The following is a 17,154-nucleotide window of genomic DNA, read 5'->3' as shown; positions in this document are numbered from 1 at the left end:
GAGAGGTCAGCCGACCACAAGGATGTGGGCGTGGAAGAAGGCCCATGTGGTCGCAATGCCGCCCAAGAGGTAATGAGCGACACCCACGGCACGGCCCTGGGTGATGGACAGCGCACGGGGCTGGATGGCGGGGGCCACCTTCAGCTTGTTGTGAGCCCAAACAATGGACTCGATCAGCTCTTGCCAGTAGCCGCGGCCGCTGAACAGGAACATCAGGCTGAAGGCCCAGACGAAGTGAGCACCAAGGAACATCAGGCCATAGGCGCTGGTGTTGGAGCCGTAGCTGTTGATCACCTGAGCAGCCTGAGCCCACAGGAAGTCACGCAGCCAGCCGTTGATGGTGATGGCGCTGTTGGCAAAATTGCCGTTGGTGATGTGCTGAACGGAACCGTCAGCATTCACCGTTCCCCACACATCGCTCTGCATCTTCCAGGAGAAGTGGAAGATCACGATGGAGAGGGAGTTGTACATCCAGAACAGACCCAGGAACACGTGGTCCCATGCGGACACCTGGCAGGTGCCGCCACGGCCGGGGCCGTCGCAAGGGAAACGGAAGCCAAGATTGGCCTTATCAGGGATGAGGCGGGAATTACGGGCGTAGAGCACACCCTTGAGCAGGATCAACACCGTCACGTGAATCGTGAAGGCGTGGATGTGGTGCACCATGAAATCGGCGGTGCCCAGGGGGATCGGCGCTGCTGCAACCTTGCCACCCACGGCAACGACGGAACCGTTGAACACCTCGCTGACACCCGCAAGGGCGTTGGGAGCAGTGCTGCCAGCAGCAGCGGCGTGCAGTCCCTGAATCCACTGTGCGAACACAGGCTTCAGCTGAATCGCTGAGTCGCTGAACATGTCCTGGGGACGCCCCAGAGCACGCATGGTGTCGTTGTGGATGTAGAGGCCGAAGCTGTGGAAGCCCAGCCAGATGCACACCCAGTTGAGGTGGCTGATCAGGGCGTCACGAGCCTTCAGCACCCGGTCGAGCACGTTGTCCACATGCTTGGCAGGGTCGTAATCGCGGATCATCGCGATGGCAGCGTGCGCTGCCGCACCGACGATCAGGAAGCCACCAATCCACATGTGATGGGTGAACAAACCGATCTGCGTCGGGTAGTCGATTGACATGTAGGCGTATGGAGGCATCGCATACATGTGCTGGGCCACGATGATGCTCAGGGAACCGAGCATGGCGAGGTTCACAGCCAGCTGGGCGTGCCAGCTTGTGGTCATGAACTCGAACAGGCCGTCATGGCCCTTCGTGGCAGGGAACAGCAGGGGATCACCCTTCTGGCCTTCAAGGATCTCCTTGATGGAGTGACCGATGCCCCAGTTCGTGCGGTACATGTGACCGGCCACGATGAACAGCACCGCGATGGCCAGATGGTGATGGGCGATATCGCTCATCCACATGCTGCCGGTGACTGGATTCAGACCACCCTTGAAGGTGAGGAAATCGCTGTAGGCGGCCCAGTTACCCGAGAAGAAAGCACCGATACCGGCACCGAATCCGGGATAGAGCTGCGCCAGCAAATCCTGATTGAAGAATTCGTGCGGCAGGGGGATGTCCGCCACAGAAGCGATGGTCTTGCCATTGAGCACCAGCGGCTGGCCGGCGTCGATGGCATCCATCAACTTGGTGGTGGGCAGGGACACGTGCAGAAGGTGACCTGTCCAGGACAGTGACCCGAGGCCGAGCAGTCCAGCGAGGTGGTGGTTGAGCATCGACTCAACGTTCTGGAACCACTCCAGCTTTGGAGCTGCTTTGTGATAGTGGAAAACGCCTGCATTGAGCATCAGGCCGGCCATCACCAGAGCGCCGATGGCCAAAGACATCAGCTGCGTTTCGTTGGTGATGCCCCAGGCACGCCAGACATGGAAGAGGCCTGAGGTGATCTGAATGCCCTGGAAACCGGCACCCATATCGCCATTGAGGATCTCCTGGCCGAACACTGGCCACACCACCTGAGCGCTGGGCTTCACGTGGGTGGGGTCAGCAAGCCAACCGGAGAAATTGGAGAAGCGGGCTCCATGGAAGAAGGCACCGCTTAGCCAGATGAAGATCACGGCCAGATGGCCGAAGTGAGCACTGAAGATCTTCCGAGAGACCTCCTCAAGGTCACTCGTGTGGCTGTCGAAATCGTGAGCATTGGCGTGGAGGTTCCAAACCCAAGTGGTGGTTTTGGGACCTTTCGCGAGAGCTCGGTCGAAGTGTCCGGGCTTGCCGAACAGCTCGAAGGTTGCTGGATTGTCAACCTTTTCAACCTGAGTCTTCGCGGTGCTCCCACGCTCTGGTGGGCTGATGGTCATCGAGTCGTTCCTCGAGGGACGGGATCGAGGTGGTGGGCCACCCCTCCGATAAACAGATGTTCACCGGGGCCCCGGACGCAGCTCCGCGAAGCGTCACCACGACCGGGCGCCAATGGCGACAGGAGCGAAACCCCTGTCGGCCACTGGAGCGCTGGGCCCCAAAGAGGGGACCGCTGGCGGAAGCATAGGGGCGCAGATGCACAGAAGACCCCATGGAGTTACAAAGGTTCAATCCGGCCGCGCGCCTGTCTGGGCCTGACGTTTTCATGACGCCCGCTATCAACAAAAAGTTTTAAATTGCCCAAGAAATTATCCACGCAAACGAAAAAATGCCTCACTAAGTAATGCAAATTGCGCCGAATCTCCTGACTCCGGCATGAGCATTCAGAATGGACTGATCTTGAGTTGGTCCCCATGACGGCTTCGGGCCGATTTCAATCCTGGCTCCGCTGGATCACTGCTCTCCTCAGCGTTGTGTTGCTGGTCACCAGCGCAGAGCCGGCCTCGGCCTGGGGATGGGGGCGGATGGGATCGATGGAGACCGGGTCAGCCGTGGATCCCTTGGCTCCCACTGCCCCAAGCGGACGCCTGCAGGAAGTGGCGCCTCCAGGGGCGGTTCAACAACTTCAGACAGCCCTGGCGGCTCATCATCCTCAGTTGCAGCTCACCAGCCCCGCCGATGGCACGGTGCTCCAGCCGAACCAGCAAACCCTGGTGCTGCAGGTGAGCGACTGGCCCCTGGCCCAGGATCCCGAGTTCGGCCTGGGAGCCCATGTGGCGCTGCAGATCGATGACCAGCCTCCACTGCGATTCAGCGAAGCCGAGGGCGGACGCTTGCGCATCCAACTCCCAGCGCTCACAGCGGGAAGCCACCGTTTCACCGCTTATGCGGCCATGCCCTGGGGCGAAGCGGTGAAAACCCCTGGAGCCAGTTTGCAATGGCGTTTTGATCAGCTTCAAGGTCTTGAAGGAACGCAGCCAGCACCTGACGCCCCCTGGCTTGCCATGGTCAGTCCGTCGGACCTGGGCGGCGGTGAGCCCCTTTTTCTCGATTGGCTGATTTGGAACGCACCGCTGCAGAACCTGCGCGAAGGAGACGCTCGCTGGAGGCTGCGAATCTCCGTGAATGGAGACAGTTTTCTGGTGGACCGACAGGAGTCTCTCTGGATCAAGGGGGGCGGCAATGGGCCTGGGCGCGTGCAGATGGAGCTCCTGGATGGCGTGGGTGAACCGATGAGCCCTGTGTTCAATAACCAACTTCGGCCAATCACCCATCAGCCGGGATCGCGCCCCATCTGGATGCAATCCCGGCTCAGTGACGCGCAGATCGCCCGACTGCTGGGAGACGTGGTCAAGTCGGACGAATCCCCAGACCCAGAACTGGAATCAGCCACAGAACCAGCCACAGAACCAGCCACTGAACCGCAGGTTGTGCAGGAGCCAGTCGCGCTCGAGAAGCCCTTGGACGAACCCATGAATGAGCCCATGGAGGAGGCCACTGAGGAGGCCATTGAAGGGCCAGCTGAGGAGGTCCTCCCCCCAGAAGCCACCGCTGCGGAGACACCAACCTCCGCAGACGCGCGTCCCGAGGAAGTCCCCCAAGAGGACACCCCCCAAGAGGACACACCTCCCAGCGCCGAAAGCGCCCCTGCGCCAGCACCGCAACAGGAAGCTCCGCAGGCAGCACCATCCAGCAGCCTGGGAGGATCGGCGAGGGAGCTATTGAACGCTGATGGCACCCAGCGCTGACCATCCGAGGCTGCAGTTCTGAACGACCCGTCTTCCCCATCACGCTCTGGTGCTGCAACGCTGGCCATCGGACTCTCACGGAGCGCCTGGCCGCTGCTTCAGCGCCTGGCAAACCAGGGCTTGAGCGAACGCATCGCGCTCTCCCCCAGTGCCGCTGCATCCCTCGATCCCTGCCCAGATTCAGTGCTGGTGGCGAGCGCCAGTGAGCTCTTGCAGACACACTGGCGCGAGGGCGGTCGCCTGATTGTGGTTGGAGCTCTTGGAGCCGTCACCCGACTGATCGCCCCGCTGATCAACGACAAAGAGAGCGATCCGGCTGTTCTGGTGCTTGATACCCAGGGTCTGCAGGTGGTCCCTCTTCTGGGCGGGCATCGCGCCGGAGGGGAACAGTTGGCCAGGGAGCTCGCAGCATCGCTTGGGGGTACCGCAGTGATCACCGGTGATGCAGCCACGCAGGGGCGGCTTGCGCTGGATTCCTTCGGAGAAATCTGGGGGTTTCGGCGCAGTGGCACGACCGATGCCTGGCGCCGGCTGATGATCCAACAGGCCCAGGGAAGCCCGATTGCGGTGAGGCAGCAAAGCGGCAGCGAACACTGGCGCGCTTGTGCCTCAGCCAGCACCTTGGCATTCACCTCAAACCCTGATGACAGGTCCGAGCTGGCGATTGGTCCTGGGAGTCACGCCGCACCCTGTCGCTGGCATCCAGCCACCTTGTGGCTGGGCCTCGGCTGCGAACGCAACACGAGCCAGTGCCTGATTGAACGCGCCATTCATCAAGCACTGGAGAGCGCAGGGCTGGCTGCCGAGGCCGTTGCTGGCTTCGGCAGCATCGAGATCAAGAGCGATGAGCCCGCTTTGCTCGCCTTGGCGCAGGACTGCGACTGGACAGTCAGGTTCTTCAGCGCCTCAGCCCTCGCGGCAGTACCGGTGCCAACACCGTCGGCCGTCGTCGAAGCGGAGATAGGCACAGCATCGGTTGCGGAAGCCGCGGCTCTGCTGGCCGCTGGGGAAGGTGCCCAGCTCTTACAGAGCAAACGCATCCTCCATGCCGGGCCTGAGGAGCAGGGTGCAGTCACCGTGGCGATCGCCGAAGCGGCGCAGCCCTTTGCACCGCAACGGGGAGAACTGCACCTCATCGGCAGCGGTCCAGGGGATCTCAGCCTGCTCACCCCCGATGCCCGCCGCGCGTTGAGTCGCTGCGGGGTCTGGGTGGGCTACGGGTTGTACCTGGATCTGCTCGAACCGCTGCGCCGCCAGGACCAGGTGCGGCTGGACGGTCAACTCACCCGCGAACGGGACCGTTGCCAGCAGGCCCTGTCCCTTGCTCAGCAGGGAGCCAGAGTGGCGCTGGTGTCGTCTGGCGACAGCGGCATCTACGGCATGGCCGGGCTGGCCCTCGAGCTATGGATGGCGCTGGCTGAACGCTCACGTCCGTTGTTCGAGGTGCATCCAGGCCTCTCCGCTCTTCAACTGGCGGCGGCCCGGGCCGGAGCGCCGCTGATGCATGACTTCTGCACCATCAGCCTCAGCGATCGCCTCACGCCCTGGCCTGTGATTGAACAACGGCTGCACGCCGCAGCAGCCGGCGACTTCGTCGTCGCTCTTTACAACCCGCGATCCAAAGGCCGCGACTGGCAGCTGCAACGGGCCCAGGAGATTCTTCTCGGCCATCGTCCCGAGCACACACCCGTGGTGATGGCCCGTCAGCTGGGCCGCACAGAAGAACAGGTGACCCTGCATGGCCTCAAGGCTCTGCCTGTGACCCAGGTGGACATGCTCACAGTGCTGGTGATCGGCAACAGCAGCAGCACCATGGAAGGCGGGCGCATGGTGACCCCGAGGGGATATCCGGGCGCCGAACTCAGCTAATGGAATCGCGTGCAGTCGGGATGACAGGATTCGAACCTGCGGCCCCTTCGTCCCGAACGAAGTGCGCTACCAAGCTGCGCTACATCCCGATTGACAGACTGTAGAAGATGACCTCTGCCTTGAAACCCGAGTGGTTGCGCGTGAAAGCGCCGCAGCGGGAGCGGATCGGTGCCGTTGCCGATCTTCTGCTCGACCTGAAGTTGAACACGGTCTGCCAGGAGGCCAGTTGCCCCAACATCGGTGAGTGCTTCGCCGGCGGCACGGCCACCTTTCTGATCATGGGCCCGGGCTGCACCCGCGCCTGCCCTTACTGCGACATCGACTTCGACAAGAGCGTCCGTGAGCTCGACCCCACCGAACCGGAACGGCTCGGGGAGGCGGTGGCGCGTCTGGGTCTGAAGCACGTGGTGATCACCTCGGTGAACCGGGACGACCTGCAAGACGGTGGAGCCTCCCAGTTCGTGGCCTGCATCGAGCAGGTGAAGCAACGCTCACCACTCACCACGATCGAGCTGCTGATTCCCGACTTCTGCGGCAACTGGGACGCCCTGGCCAAAGTGATGGCGGCAGCACCCCATGTGCTTAACCACAACATCGAAACGGTGCCGCGGATGTACCGCCTGGCTCGTCCTCAGGGCATTTACGAACGGTCCCTGGAACTTCTGCAGCGGGTTCGGGACGACTGGCCACGGGCTTACAGCAAGTCTGGCCTGATGGTGGGCCTCGGTGAAAACGACGACGAGGTGATCGACGTGTTGCGCGACCTGCGCACCCACCGGGTGGACATCGTCACCATCGGCCAATATCTCTCCCCAGGCCCCAAGCATCTGGCCGTGGATCGTTTTGTGACCCCTGAGCAATTCGACACCTACCGCCGCATCGGCGAGGAGGAGCTGGGCTTTCTGCAGGTGGTGAGCACCCCCCTCACCCGCAGCAGTTATCACGCCGGCGAGGTGCAGAGGCTCATGGCCAGCCATCCCCGCTGACGGGGATCCACTCCTGCAGGATCCAGTCCACCAAGCCGGCCTGAATCATCGGGTCGTGCGACACCCAGGCCAGCGCCTCCCCGTAAGACTCAGCCTCAAAGATCAACAAGCCGCCGCCACCGGGGTGCCGCCGCTCATCCACGAGGAAACCGCTGCGGATCCGACGGCCCGCCTGGGTTTCTTTTGCCACCCATGCCCGGTGGGCCTCCAGGTGAGGCCGACGCTGCTCGAGCGGCAGAGCGGCCGTATCCGCCGTGAAGGTTTCGTGTTTGACAAACCAGGGCATGGAGAGCGGCCTGTTCAGGCCGCCACCGCCTGCTGGTCCACCAGACCCATGGCTGCCCGCTCACTCGGCGGAATCAGCACCTTGAAGCGTCCCTTGGCCGCGGCCCAGTCGGCCAACAGCGCTGAGGCCTTGCTGCTGCCGGTGGCCGCCACGTGGGCTTCCAACAGCTCTTTGAGCGTTTCCTCCTGCTGCGAAGTGGTGAGGCTGCAGACCGCAACGATCTCAGGATTGACCCTGGCGGTGACGCGATCACCCTCATCGAGCAGGAAGGTGACGCCACCGGTCATGCCGGCACCCACATTGCGGCCGGTGCTGCCCAGCACCACCACCACACCACCGGTCATGTACTCACAGCAGTGGTCGCCAGCTCCCTCCACCACGGTGCGAGCGCCGCTGTTGCGCACCCCGAAACGCTCACCAGCACGGCCGTGGGCAAACAGCTCACCGCCCGTGGCGCCGTAGAGGCAGGTGTTGCCGAGGATCACCTGATCACCGGGATTGGCGCAGCCATCGGATGGCACCAGGCTGATGCGTCCGCTGTTCATGCCCTTGCCCACGTAGTCGTTGGCTTCCCCTTCCAGGCGCACGTTCATGCCCTGCACCAGGAAGGCGCCGAAGCTCTGGCCGGCGGCGCCCTGGAAGGTGAGGTTGAGCTGGCCCTTGAAGCCGCGGTTGCCGTGGCGTTGGGCAATCTCACCGGCCAGACGGGCCCCGACACTGCGGTCGGTGTTGATGATCGCGATCGTGCGGCTCAGGGAACCGTGGCTCTCCACCGCCGCCATCAGCTCGGCATCGGCGAGAAGCTGATCCTCAAGAATCGGGCCATTGCCGTGGGCCTCAGCGCTGTGACGCAGCCAGGAGCGCTCTTCTGAACCCTGAATCGGTGCCAGCAGACTGGAGAGATCCACACCCTGGGTTTTGGCCAGCTGCACTGCACGGGGTTGAAGCAGATCGCTGCGACCGATCAGATCTTCGAGTTTGGCCACGCCGAGCAGGCTCAGCAGCTGACGCACTTCTTCCGCCACGTACCAGAAGAAATTCACCACGTGCTCGGGCACGCCGGTGAAGCGCTTGCGCAGGGCCTCCTTTTGGGTGGCCACGCCCACCGGGCAATTGTTGGTGTGGCAGACCCGGGCCATGATGCAGCCCTCGGCGATCATCGCCACAGAGCCGAAGCCATACTCCTCAGCGCCCAGCAGGGCTGCGATCACCACATCCCAGCCGGTCTTGAGGCCGCCATCGGCCCGCAGCAGCACCCGATCCCGCAGGCCATTTTCGAGAAGGCTGCGGTGCACCTCGGTGAGACCCAGCTCCCAGGGGCTGCCGGCATGCTTGATCGAACTCAGCGGCGAGGCTCCGGTACCCCCGTCGTGGCCGGAGATCTGGATCACATCGGCATTGGCCTTGGCCACGCCGGCGGCAATCGTGCCGATGCCGATCTCGGCCACCAGCTTCACGCTCACCGGCGCCTTGGGGTGCACCTGGTGCAGATCGTGGATCAGCTGAGCCAGATCCTCGATGGAATAGATGTCGTGATGGGGTGGCGGTGAGATCAGGGCCACACCGGGTTTGCTGTTGCGCAACCAGGCGATGTAGTCATCCACCTTGGGGCCGGGCAGCTGGCCGCCCTCACCGGGCTTGGCCCCCTGGGCCACCTTGATCTCCAGTTGCTTGCCGCTGCGCAGGTATTCGGCTGTCACGCCAAAGCGCCCGGAAGCGATCTGCTTGATCGCCGAACAGGCGGTGTCGCCATTCCGGAGGCCGCCGATGCTGGGGAAAGCCTGCGAGCGGCCCTCGGCATCCACATCGTGAAGAACCTGGAAACGGGCCGGGTCCTCACCACCCTCGCCGCTGTTGCTCTTGCCGCCGATGCGGTTCATCGCCACCGCCAGCACCTCATGGGCTTCCCGCGACAACGCCCCGAGGCTCATACCCCCCGTGCAGAAACGCTTGCAAAGGCTTTCCGCGCTCTCCACCTGATCCAGGGGCAGCGGTGTTGGGGCCAGCTTGAACTCCAGCAGATCCCGCAGCGCCGTGACCGGCCGGTTCTCCAGCAGGGTTTTGTAAGTGGAGAAATGGTCGTAACCAGGTCCGGTCTTTACCGCCGCATGCAGGGCCTTGGCCATATCGGGACTGTTGAGGTGGTACTCGCCGCCGGTGCGGTACTGCACAAAGCCCATGAACTCGAGCTTGCTGCGGTTGAGCTCCGGGAAGGCCTTGGCATGGAGTGACAGGGTTTCATTGGCCAGCTCCGCCAGGGTCATGCCCGCCACACGGCTGGTGGTGCCGCTGAAGGCGGTGTCGATCACATCGGCACCGAGGCCGATCGCTTCAAAGATCTGAGCGCCGTGATAGCTGGCCAGGAGCGAAATGCCGATCTTGGAGAGGATCTTGCGCAGGCCGTTTTCCAGGGAAACGCGCACGTTGGCCTGCACCTTGTCGGCATCGAGGGCGGGCAGCTTGCCCTGCTCGATCCGCTTCTGGGTTTTGGGGTGGGCAAGCCAATGGCGGGTGGTCTCCCAGGTGAGCCACGGGCAGACCGCACTGGCGCCATAGCCGATCAGGCAGGCCATGTGGTGGGTGCTCCAGCACTGGGCGGTGTCGATCACCAAGGAGCAGCGCAGACGCAGCTTCTGACGCAGAAGGTGATGATGCACCGCCCCCACGGCCAGGAGGGCCGGCATCGCCACGCTGGTGGCGGTGAGCTGGGCAGCAGCACCGGAGCCATCAACACGATCGGAGAGCACCAACACCTGGGCACCGCCGCGCACAGCCTCCTCGGCCGATTCACACAGCCTTTGCAGGGCCGATGACAAACCACCAGCGCAGGCCTCAACGGCCACGTGGGTGGAGAGGGTGGCAACGGGAAGTCCCTGCTCGCTGATCGCCGCAAGCTCGGCTTCATTGAGAACCGGCGTGTCCAGGTGGATCACGGCGGCCGCCTCGGCCTGGGGCTTCAGCGCCGGCCGGCGTTCACCCAGATGCATTTCCAGGCTCATCACCAGCTTTTCCCGCAGGGGATCAATCGGCGGGTTGGTGACCTGGGCGAAGCGTTGTTTGAAGTAGTCGTACAGCAGGTGGGGTTTGTCCGACAACACCGCCAGGGGGATGTCGTCTCCCATGCAGTAGGTGGGTTCCTTACCCAGTCCGGCCATGTCTTCGATCACAAGATCGAAGTCTTCGGCGGTGAAGCCCATGGCGGTCTGCAGCCGCAACAGATCCAACTCACCGATCTGACGGTCCTGGGTCCAGGGTTGGGCTTCCACACTGCGGCGATGGTGCTGCAGCCAGTCGCCGTAGGGGAAGCGTCCAGCCGCGTCCTCCTTCACGGTCCAGTTGTCGAGCAGCTGGCCGTTCTCCAGATCCACAGCCACCATCTGGCCGGGGCCGAGACGGCCCTTCTGAACCACGGTTTTGCCGCTGAGATCCACCACACCGGTTTCCGATCCCATGATCACGAAACCGTCGGCGGTGGTGCACCAGCGCGCGGGGCGCAACCCGTTGCGATCAAGCGTGGCACCCACCCGTTTGCCATCGGCGAACACCAGCAGGGCCGGACCATCCCAGGGCTCCTGGATGCCGGCATTGAATTCGTACATCGCCGTCACTGCAGGGCGATCCTCCAGATCCGGCTGGTTGCGGAAGGCCTCGGGCACCAGGGTGATCAAGCTGTCGGTGATCGAGCGACCGCTGCGCACCATCAGCTCCAGGGTGGCGTCGAGGTTGGCCGAATCACTGAACGCCGGGTTCACCACGGGATTGAGATCATTCGCAGCTTCACCCCAAACGTCCGCGAGGCTGGCTTCAGAGGCCTTGGCCCAGTTGAGGTTGCCCAGAAGCGTGTTGATTTCTCCGTTGTGACCCAGCAACCGCATCGGCTGAGCCAGGGGCCAGCGGGGCAGGGTGTTCGTGCTGAAACGGCGGTGGTACACCGCAAAGCTCACTTCAAAGCGCGGATCGCGCAGATCGGCGTAGTACTGCGCCAGCACCTCGGAGCGCACCATGCCCTTGTACACAACGGTGCGGCTGCTCAATGAGGCCACGTAAAGATCACGGGATCCCTCAAACCCCCAGGCCTGGCGGGCACGGGCACCGATCCGGCGACGCAGGCGCAGCAGCAAAGCCTCGAAGGCGTCACCATCGGGGCCGCCGGCAAGGCTCCACTGCTCGATCACTGGGGCGGTGTCCCGCGCCATGGGGCCCAGCACGGAAGAATCCACTGGAACCACCCGCCAGCCGGCGGACGTGAGGCCAAGCGCCTCGGCTTCCTCCTTGCAGAACCGGCGCGCCAGCTCCCGCCTCTCGGGGTCCTGGGGCATGAACATCATCCCGAGACCACGGGCGGAGGCCGCCTCAGGCCAGACCGCCTTCAGATAAGTCCAGGGGATTTGGCAGAGCACGCCGGCACCATCACCGGAATCACCATCACCACCACAGCCGCCGCGGTGCTCCATGCAACCAAGGCCGCGCAGGGCCTGCTGCAGCACCCAGTGGCTGGTTTCCCCAGACAATTGCGCCAGGAAACCCACCCCGCAGGCATCTTTCTCACCAGCCACCGCCTCAGGCGCAGCGCTGTCGCTGTAGGGCCAGAGGGATCCGGTGGGATGAGACATGACCTTCAAGGATTCAGACATACACCGCCCCTGGAATCAGCGATCCATGGCGGGACAATCTCGAATCCTAAGGATTGATCAGCCCGGCTAGCGTCAAGTTCATGCCGTTACCGCCTCCCCCCCCTGCTCCCGTCGCTGAAGTGCGACAAGCCGGTCAGAGCATCGGCAGCACAATCAGGATTGGAGAGATCTCGCAAAAAAGCGCCTGGCTTTGGATCACAGGCAAGGGAGGATCCTCCGATCAACTCTGGCTGCCCCTAGACGTCCTGACGGGTCGCCTTGGATTCCGCAGAACAACAACGGCCGCGGGTGAGCAGCTGGAATGGTTCGGGCGTGATCGGCGTTTGACTGATCTCGAGACACGCACCTTGAAGGACGAGGTGGCGGTGGATGCCTTGCCCTGGATGCGCGCCATCAACGTTTCGGTGCAGCGGCGGGAGACAACCCTCGAACTGTCGCTGCCATCAGCGCGGATCGTGTCGATCCGTCAGGGCCGGGGGAGCACGGCGGGTCGCGTGGTGCTCGACCTTTCAGCGCCGGCTCTGGTCCAACGCGATCAGCAGGGGTTGGTGTTGGGTGTAACGAGCAACCGATCCCAAAACAATCGGCTGCGCCGGTTGGGCCTCTCCCCACAGGCGCGCCAAAGCATCCTGCGACTGACGAGCCAAGGCGGTGACCTCGACTTTTTCACGCTCAAATCCCCCTGGCGCATCGTCATGGACGGGACCCAGCGCCGATCGGTCTCCAAAACGAGGGCTCGCACCTCGCCGTTTCAGGCAGCGCGCTTCTCCCCCGAGATCCAGAACGCCATTCGCCAAGGGCTGATCCTCGACAGTCGGACGGTGCAGGTTGGGGTCAAGCCTCTGAGGATTTACCGCGCTGGTTGGCCTTTGGGCAACGAGAGCTTGCTGCTGCGTCCACTGGCTCCGATCAGAGCGCAGACCGGGCTGCGGTTTCTCAACCAACTCGCCCAACCTGCGAAGGCCCTGGTCGCCATCAACGGCGGATTTTTCAATCGCGTGCGTCAACTCCCCCTTGGAGCCGTGCGCCTCGACGGAGTCTGGCTTTCAGGTCCGATCCTCAACCGTGGAGCGGTGGGCTGGGATGGTCCGGGCCCGCTTCTGTTCGACCGTCTTCGCCTCGATCAGGAACTGCGCGTGAACGGTGGACGTCGGTGGGGACTTGGATTTCTGAACAGCGGCTACGTGCAGCGGGGGTTGAGCCGGTACACCCGGGCCTGGGGCCCCACGTACCGCTCTCTCAGCGGAGAGGAACAGGCGATCCTGGTCCGCGAGGGGCGCGTCTCCGATCAGTTTTCGCAGGCTGAACTGGCTCGAGGCGTGCCGATTCCCCGAGGGGCATCCCTCATCGTCGCTCGTGCCAGAGCGCCCCTCCCCGCCAAGCCCGGCGACGAAGCCGAGATTCGCTTGAAGGTGTCGAGCCCGGTGGGAGAACGCCGTCAGGTCATGGCGGGCGGCCCCTTGCTGTTGAAGGAAGGGAGAGTGGTATTACGCGGCCGTCAGGAGGGATTCAGCCCAGGATTTCTGGGCCAGGCCGCCCCTCGAACTGTTGTGGGACAAGACACCAAGCACCGCTGGATGCTGACGCTTGAAGGGCAAAGCGGCGGCGATCCAACGCTGCTGGAAACCACGCTGGCCCTACAGCAACTGGGCCTGAGCGACGCTCTCAATCTCGATGGTGGAAGCTCCACCACCATGCTCATCGCGAATCGAACCGTGATGACAGGTCGGGGGGTGCCGCCGAGAGTTCAGAACGGGTTGGGGTTCATCCAACCCTGAAGGGGAAAGCTGCGACACTGAATTGATCTGTTGAAGCAAGACGGTGGGCGCAATCCTTCAGATCACTGCAGCTGCTGCTGCCGAACTCGGCCGCCAGGCTTCAGTGGCAGGGACGCCAGGGCTGATGCACCTTGATCTTCAGCACGGACACTGCGAAAAACACGTGATCCGCCTTCAGCCTGGACATCTTTCTGGGAGACCGGTGGCCAGGGCTGACGGTGTCACCCTCCATGCACCTGAACCCCAGATCGAACTGCTTCAGGGGCTCACCCTCGACTACCGAAGCGACATCAGCGGCGGTGGATTCCTGATTCTCAGCAGTGATCAAGTGCGCTGCTGCGCCTGTGGCAGCGCTTTCAGCAGGCACTGAACAGAGCAGGGAGGTCGACCCGGTAATGTGGTGGATTGTCGAACCAGGTCGGGTCCCCGGCCGCATACCGACCGTCGATGCCAACCATTCAGCAACTGATCCGCACCGAGCGCCAGAGCTCTAAAGCGAAGACCAAATCACCCGCGCTCAAGTCCTGCCCTGAGCGCCGTGGTGTGTGCACTCGTGTGTACACCTCCACTCCGAAGAAGCCGAATTCCGCTCTTCGCAAAGTGGCGCGTGTACGCCTCACGTCTGGTTTCGAGGTGACGGCCTACATCGGTGGCATTGGTCACAACCTTCAGGAGCACTCGGTTGTGCTGATCCGCGGAGGCCGTGTCAAAGACCTGCCAGGGGTCCGTTACCACATCATTCGTGGAACGCTCGACACAGCTGGCGTGAAGGATCGCCGCCAGTCCAGGTCGAAGTACGGCGCCAAAACGCCCAAGGAGTGATGTGGAGCGATCCATTGATTGGATCGCCTGCTCACCCGTTCAATCCCACCACCATTCATCGTTCTCCCCCACTGACAGTCCATGTCACGCCGTAATGCCGCCGTCAAGCGTCCGGTTCTCCCGGATCCTCAGTTCAACAACCGCCTGGCCACGATGCTTGTCGCCAGGCTCATGAAGCACGGCAAAAAGTCCACGGCGCAACGCATCCTGTCCGATGCCTTCAGCTTGATTGGCGAGCGCACTGGTGGTGACCCAATCGAACTGTTCGAAACCGCTGTCAAAAACGCCACGCCCCTCGTGGAGGTGCGCGCCCGTCGCGTGGGTGGCGCCACCTACCAGGTGCCGATGGAAGTTCGTCAGGAACGGGGCACCGCCATGGCCTTGCGCTGGCTGGTGAGCTTCTCGCGTGCGCGCAACGGCCGCAGCATGGCCCAGAAGCTGGCCGGTGAGCTGATGGATGCCGCCAACGAGGCTGGCAGCGCTGTTCGCAAGCGCGAAGAAACGCACAAGATGGCCGAAGCCAATAAAGCCTTCGCTCACTACCGCTACTGATTTGAGGTTGCCCTGACGGCCTCATTGGCCGGGGGCTGACCTGTAGAGTCTCACCCGCCTTTTAACGCCCCACCCCGGAGTTTCCTGTGGCTCGCGCCTTTCCCCTGGAACGCGTCAGAAATATCGGTATTGCCGCTCACATTGATGCCGGCAAAACCACTACCACCGAACGCATCCTGTTTTATTCAGGTGTGGTTCACAAAATCGGTGAGGTGCACGATGGCGCCGCCGTGACCGACTGGATGGCCCAGGAACGGGAACGTGGCATCACCATCACCGCGGCCGCTATCTCCACAAGCTGGAACGATCACCGCATCAACATCATCGACACCCCTGGGCACGTCGATTTCACCATTGAGGTGGAGCGCTCCATGCGTGTGCTCGATGGTGTGATCGCTGTGTTCTGTGCTGTTGGCGGCGTTCAACCACAGTCGGAAACTGTTTGGCGTCAGGCCGATCGCTATTCCGTTCCCCGGATGGTGTTCGTGAACAAGATGGACCGCACCGGTGCGGACTTCCTCAAAGTTCACGGTCAGATCAAGGATCGCCTCAAAGCCAATGCAGCGCCGATCCAACTGCCCATCGGTGCCGAAGGTGATCTGAGCGGCATTATCGATCTGGTGGAGAACAAGGCTCACATCTACAAGGATGATCTGGGCCAGAACATCGAAGTCACGGATGTTCCGGACGACATGAAGGATCAGGTCGCCGAATGGCGCACCTATCTCATGGAAGCCGTTGCAGAAACCGACGAAGCGCTGATCGAAAAGTTCCTCGAAACAGGCGAACTCAGCGTTGAAGAGCTCAAAGCCGGCATCCGTAAAGGTGTTCTCAAGCACGGCTTGGTCCCCGTTCTGTGCGGCTCCGCCTTCAAGAACAAGGGTGTGCAGCTCGTTCTTGACGCCGTTGTCGACTACCTCCCGGCTCCGATCGATGTGCCCCCCATCCAGGGTGTGCTGCCGAACGGCGAGGAAGCGGTTCGTCCTTCTGATGACAAGGCTCCCTTCAGCGCACTCGCCTTCAAGGTGATGGCTGATCCCTACGGGAAGCTCACCTTCGTTCGGATGTATTCCGGCGTTCTTGCGAAGGGAAGCTACGTATTGAACTCCACGAAAGACTCCAAGGAACGCATCTCCCGCCTCGTCGTGCTCAAAGCTGACGATCGGGAGGAGGTTGACGAACTGCGCGCCGGCGATCTCGGAGCCGTGCTGGGCCTGAAGGCCACCACAACCGGAGACACCCTCTGCTCTGCCGAGGATCCCATCGTGCTCGAGACCCTGTTCGTTCCCGAGCCAGTGATCTCCGTGGCTGTCGAGCCCAAAACCAAAGGTGATATGGAGAAACTCTCCAAGGCCCTGGTTGCTCTGGCCGAAGAAGACCCCACCTTCCGTGTGAACACGGATCAGGAAACGGGTCAGACCGTGATTGCCGGCATGGGAGAACTCCACTTGGAGATCCTTGTGGACCGCATGCTGCGGGAATTCAAAGTCGAAGCCAACATCGGTGCTCCTCAGGTCTCCTACCGGGAAACCATTCGCGCCTCCTCCCGCGGCGAAGGCAAATTCTCCAGGCAAACCGGAGGTAAGGGTCAGTATGGTCACGTCGTGATCGAAATGGAACCCGGTGAGCCGGAGTCCGGATTCGAATTCATCAACAAGATCGTTGGTGGTGTCGTGCCCAAGGAATACATCAAGCCCTCCGAAATGGGCATGAAAGAGACCTGCGAATCAGGCGTGATCGCCGGTTATCCGCTGATCGACGTGAAAGTCACCATGATCGACGGTTCCTACCACGATGTGGACTCGTCGGAAATGGCCTTCAAGATCGCCGGATCCATGGCCTTCAAAGATGCCGTCAAGAAGTGCAACCCTGTACTTCTTGAACCGATGATGAAGGTCGAGGTCGAGGTCCCCGAGGATTTCCTCGGCTCGATCATCGGCGACCTGTCCTCCCGTCGAGGTCAGGTTGAAGGTCAGGCAATTGACGATGGCACGTCAAAAGTCTCGGCCAAGGTGCCCCTGGCCGAGATGTTCGGCTACGCCACCGAGCTCCGATCCATGACCCAGGGTCGGGGTATTTTCTCGATGGAATTCAGCCACTACGAGGATGTTCCTCGCAACGTGGCCGAGGCCATCATCTCCAAGAATCAGGGCAATTCCTGATCTCTA

12 protein-coding genes and 1 tRNA gene are annotated in these 17,154 nt (G+C 62.4%); 8 read left to right on the top strand and 5 right to left on the bottom strand.

Features of this window, described 5'->3' with window-relative positions:
* Nucleotides 1-6: 6 nt before the first annotated feature.
* Nucleotides 7-2,310 carry a photosystem I core protein PsaA gene (gene psaA, locus KQ296_RS00945; RefSeq protein WP_011932314.1) on the bottom strand — a complete coding sequence of 768 codons (2,304 nt, stop codon included), beginning with the start codon at nucleotides 2,308-2,310 and terminating at the stop codon, nucleotides 7-9.
* Nucleotides 2,261-2,524: a hypothetical protein gene (locus tag KQ296_RS00940; RefSeq protein WP_011932313.1), complete on the bottom strand. Its 264-nt coding sequence runs from the start codon at nucleotides 2,522-2,524 to the stop codon at nucleotides 2,261-2,263. The genes psaA and KQ296_RS00940 overlap by 50 nt, the downstream gene beginning before the upstream one ends.
* Nucleotides 2,525-2,724: 200 nt before the next feature.
* On the opposite strand from KQ296_RS00940, the gene KQ296_RS00935 reads away from it, so the two are divergent.
* Both KQ296_RS00935 and cobJ read left to right on the top strand, forming a co-directional pair.
* Nucleotides 2,725-4,059, top strand: coding sequence for a hypothetical protein (locus tag KQ296_RS00935; protein WP_011932312.1), 1,335 nt, complete (start codon nucleotides 2,725-2,727; stop codon nucleotides 4,057-4,059).
* Nucleotides 4,060-4,179: 120 nt separating this feature from the next.
* Nucleotides 4,180-5,928, top strand: coding sequence for a precorrin-3B C(17)-methyltransferase (gene cobJ, locus KQ296_RS00930; protein WP_011932311.1), 1,749 nt, complete (start codon nucleotides 4,180-4,182; stop codon nucleotides 5,926-5,928).
* A gap of 15 nt (nucleotides 5,929-5,943) precedes the next feature.
* Here cobJ and KQ296_RS00925 read toward each other — a convergent pair.
* A tRNA-Pro gene (locus tag KQ296_RS00925) sits at nucleotides 5,944-6,017 on the bottom strand.
* An 18-nt stretch (nucleotides 6,018-6,035) separates the two neighbouring features.
* On the opposite strand from KQ296_RS00925, the gene lipA reads away from it, so the two are divergent.
* Nucleotides 6,036-6,914, top strand: coding sequence for a lipoyl synthase (gene lipA, locus KQ296_RS00920; RefSeq protein ID WP_011932310.1), 879 nt, complete (start codon nucleotides 6,036-6,038; stop codon nucleotides 6,912-6,914).
* On the opposite strand, the gene KQ296_RS00915 is transcribed toward lipA, so the two are convergent.
* Together KQ296_RS00915 and gltB are read right to left on the bottom strand one after the other, a co-directional pair.
* Nucleotides 6,892-7,200, bottom strand: coding sequence for a YciI family protein (locus KQ296_RS00915; RefSeq protein WP_011932309.1), 309 nt, complete (start codon nucleotides 7,198-7,200; stop codon nucleotides 6,892-6,894). The genes lipA and KQ296_RS00915 overlap by 23 nt on opposite strands.
* A gap of 14 nt (nucleotides 7,201-7,214) precedes the next feature.
* On the bottom strand, nucleotides 7,215-11,813 hold the full coding sequence (gene gltB / locus KQ296_RS00910) for a glutamate synthase large subunit (RefSeq protein ID WP_011932308.1): 4,599 nt from the start codon (nucleotides 11,811-11,813) through the stop codon (nucleotides 7,215-7,217).
* A 101-nt stretch (nucleotides 11,814-11,914) separates the two neighbouring features.
* Here gltB and KQ296_RS00905 point away from each other — a divergent pair, with 101 nt between their 5' ends.
* The 5 genes from KQ296_RS00905 to fusA all read left to right on the top strand — a co-directional run bounded on the left by KQ296_RS00905 (nucleotide 11,915) and on the right by fusA (nucleotide 17,148).
* Nucleotides 11,915-13,612, top strand: coding sequence for a phosphodiester glycosidase family protein (locus tag KQ296_RS00905; protein WP_011932307.1), 1,698 nt, complete (start codon nucleotides 11,915-11,917; stop codon nucleotides 13,610-13,612).
* 43 nt (nucleotides 13,613-13,655) lie between these two features.
* Nucleotides 13,656-13,982 carry an AIR synthase gene (locus KQ296_RS00900; protein WP_011932306.1) on the top strand — a complete coding sequence of 109 codons (327 nt, stop codon included), beginning with the start codon at nucleotides 13,656-13,658 and terminating at the stop codon, nucleotides 13,980-13,982.
* A gap of 77 nt (nucleotides 13,983-14,059) precedes the next feature.
* Nucleotides 14,060-14,434, top strand: a complete 375-nt coding sequence (gene rpsL, locus KQ296_RS00895; RefSeq protein WP_006042261.1) for a 30S ribosomal protein S12 — start codon at nucleotides 14,060-14,062, stop codon at nucleotides 14,432-14,434.
* Between the two features lie 81 nt (nucleotides 14,435-14,515).
* Nucleotides 14,516-14,986 (top strand): 30S ribosomal protein S7, encoded by a 471-nt coding sequence (gene rpsG, locus KQ296_RS00890; RefSeq protein ID WP_011932305.1) that lies wholly within the window; start codon nucleotides 14,516-14,518, stop codon nucleotides 14,984-14,986.
* Between the two features lie 86 nt (nucleotides 14,987-15,072).
* Nucleotides 15,073-17,148, top strand: coding sequence for an elongation factor G (fusA, locus tag KQ296_RS00885; RefSeq protein ID WP_011932304.1), 2,076 nt, complete (start codon nucleotides 15,073-15,075; stop codon nucleotides 17,146-17,148).
* Nucleotides 17,149-17,154: the final 6 nt, after the last annotated feature.

This window comes from Synechococcus sp. CS-197 (assembly GCF_025128215.1).
Classification (GTDB): Bacteria; Cyanobacteriota; Cyanobacteriia; order PCC-6307; family Cyanobiaceae; genus Synechococcus_C.
The sequence above is the reverse complement of the archived record's forward strand: the minus strand, read 5'-3'. Positions and strand labels throughout refer to the sequence as shown.

Coding starts and splice junctions, on each gene's coding strand:
- lipA (WP_011932310.1), top strand. CDS start 6,036: ATGACCTCTGCCTTGAAACCCGAGTGGTTGCGCGTGAAAGCGCCGCAG.
- gltB (WP_011932308.1), bottom strand. CDS start 11,813: ATGTCTCATCCCACCGGATCCCTCTGGCCCTACAGCGACAGCGCTGCG.
- KQ296_RS00915 (WP_011932309.1), bottom strand. CDS start 7,200: ATGCCCTGGTTTGTCAAACACGAAACCTTCACGGCGGATACGGCCGCT.
- rpsG (WP_011932305.1), top strand. CDS start 14,516: ATGTCACGCCGTAATGCCGCCGTCAAGCGTCCGGTTCTCCCGGATCCT.
- KQ296_RS00905 (WP_011932307.1), top strand. CDS start 11,915: ATGCCGTTACCGCCTCCCCCCCCTGCTCCCGTCGCTGAAGTGCGACAA.
- KQ296_RS00940 (WP_011932313.1), bottom strand. CDS start 2,524: ATGGGGTCTTCTGTGCATCTGCGCCCCTATGCTTCCGCCAGCGGTCCC.
- psaA (WP_011932314.1), bottom strand. CDS start 2,310: ATGACCATCAGCCCACCAGAGCGTGGGAGCACCGCGAAGACTCAGGTT.
- KQ296_RS00935 (WP_011932312.1), top strand. CDS start 2,725: ATGACGGCTTCGGGCCGATTTCAATCCTGGCTCCGCTGGATCACTGCT.
- rpsL (WP_006042261.1), top strand. CDS start 14,060: ATGCCAACCATTCAGCAACTGATCCGCACCGAGCGCCAGAGCTCTAAA.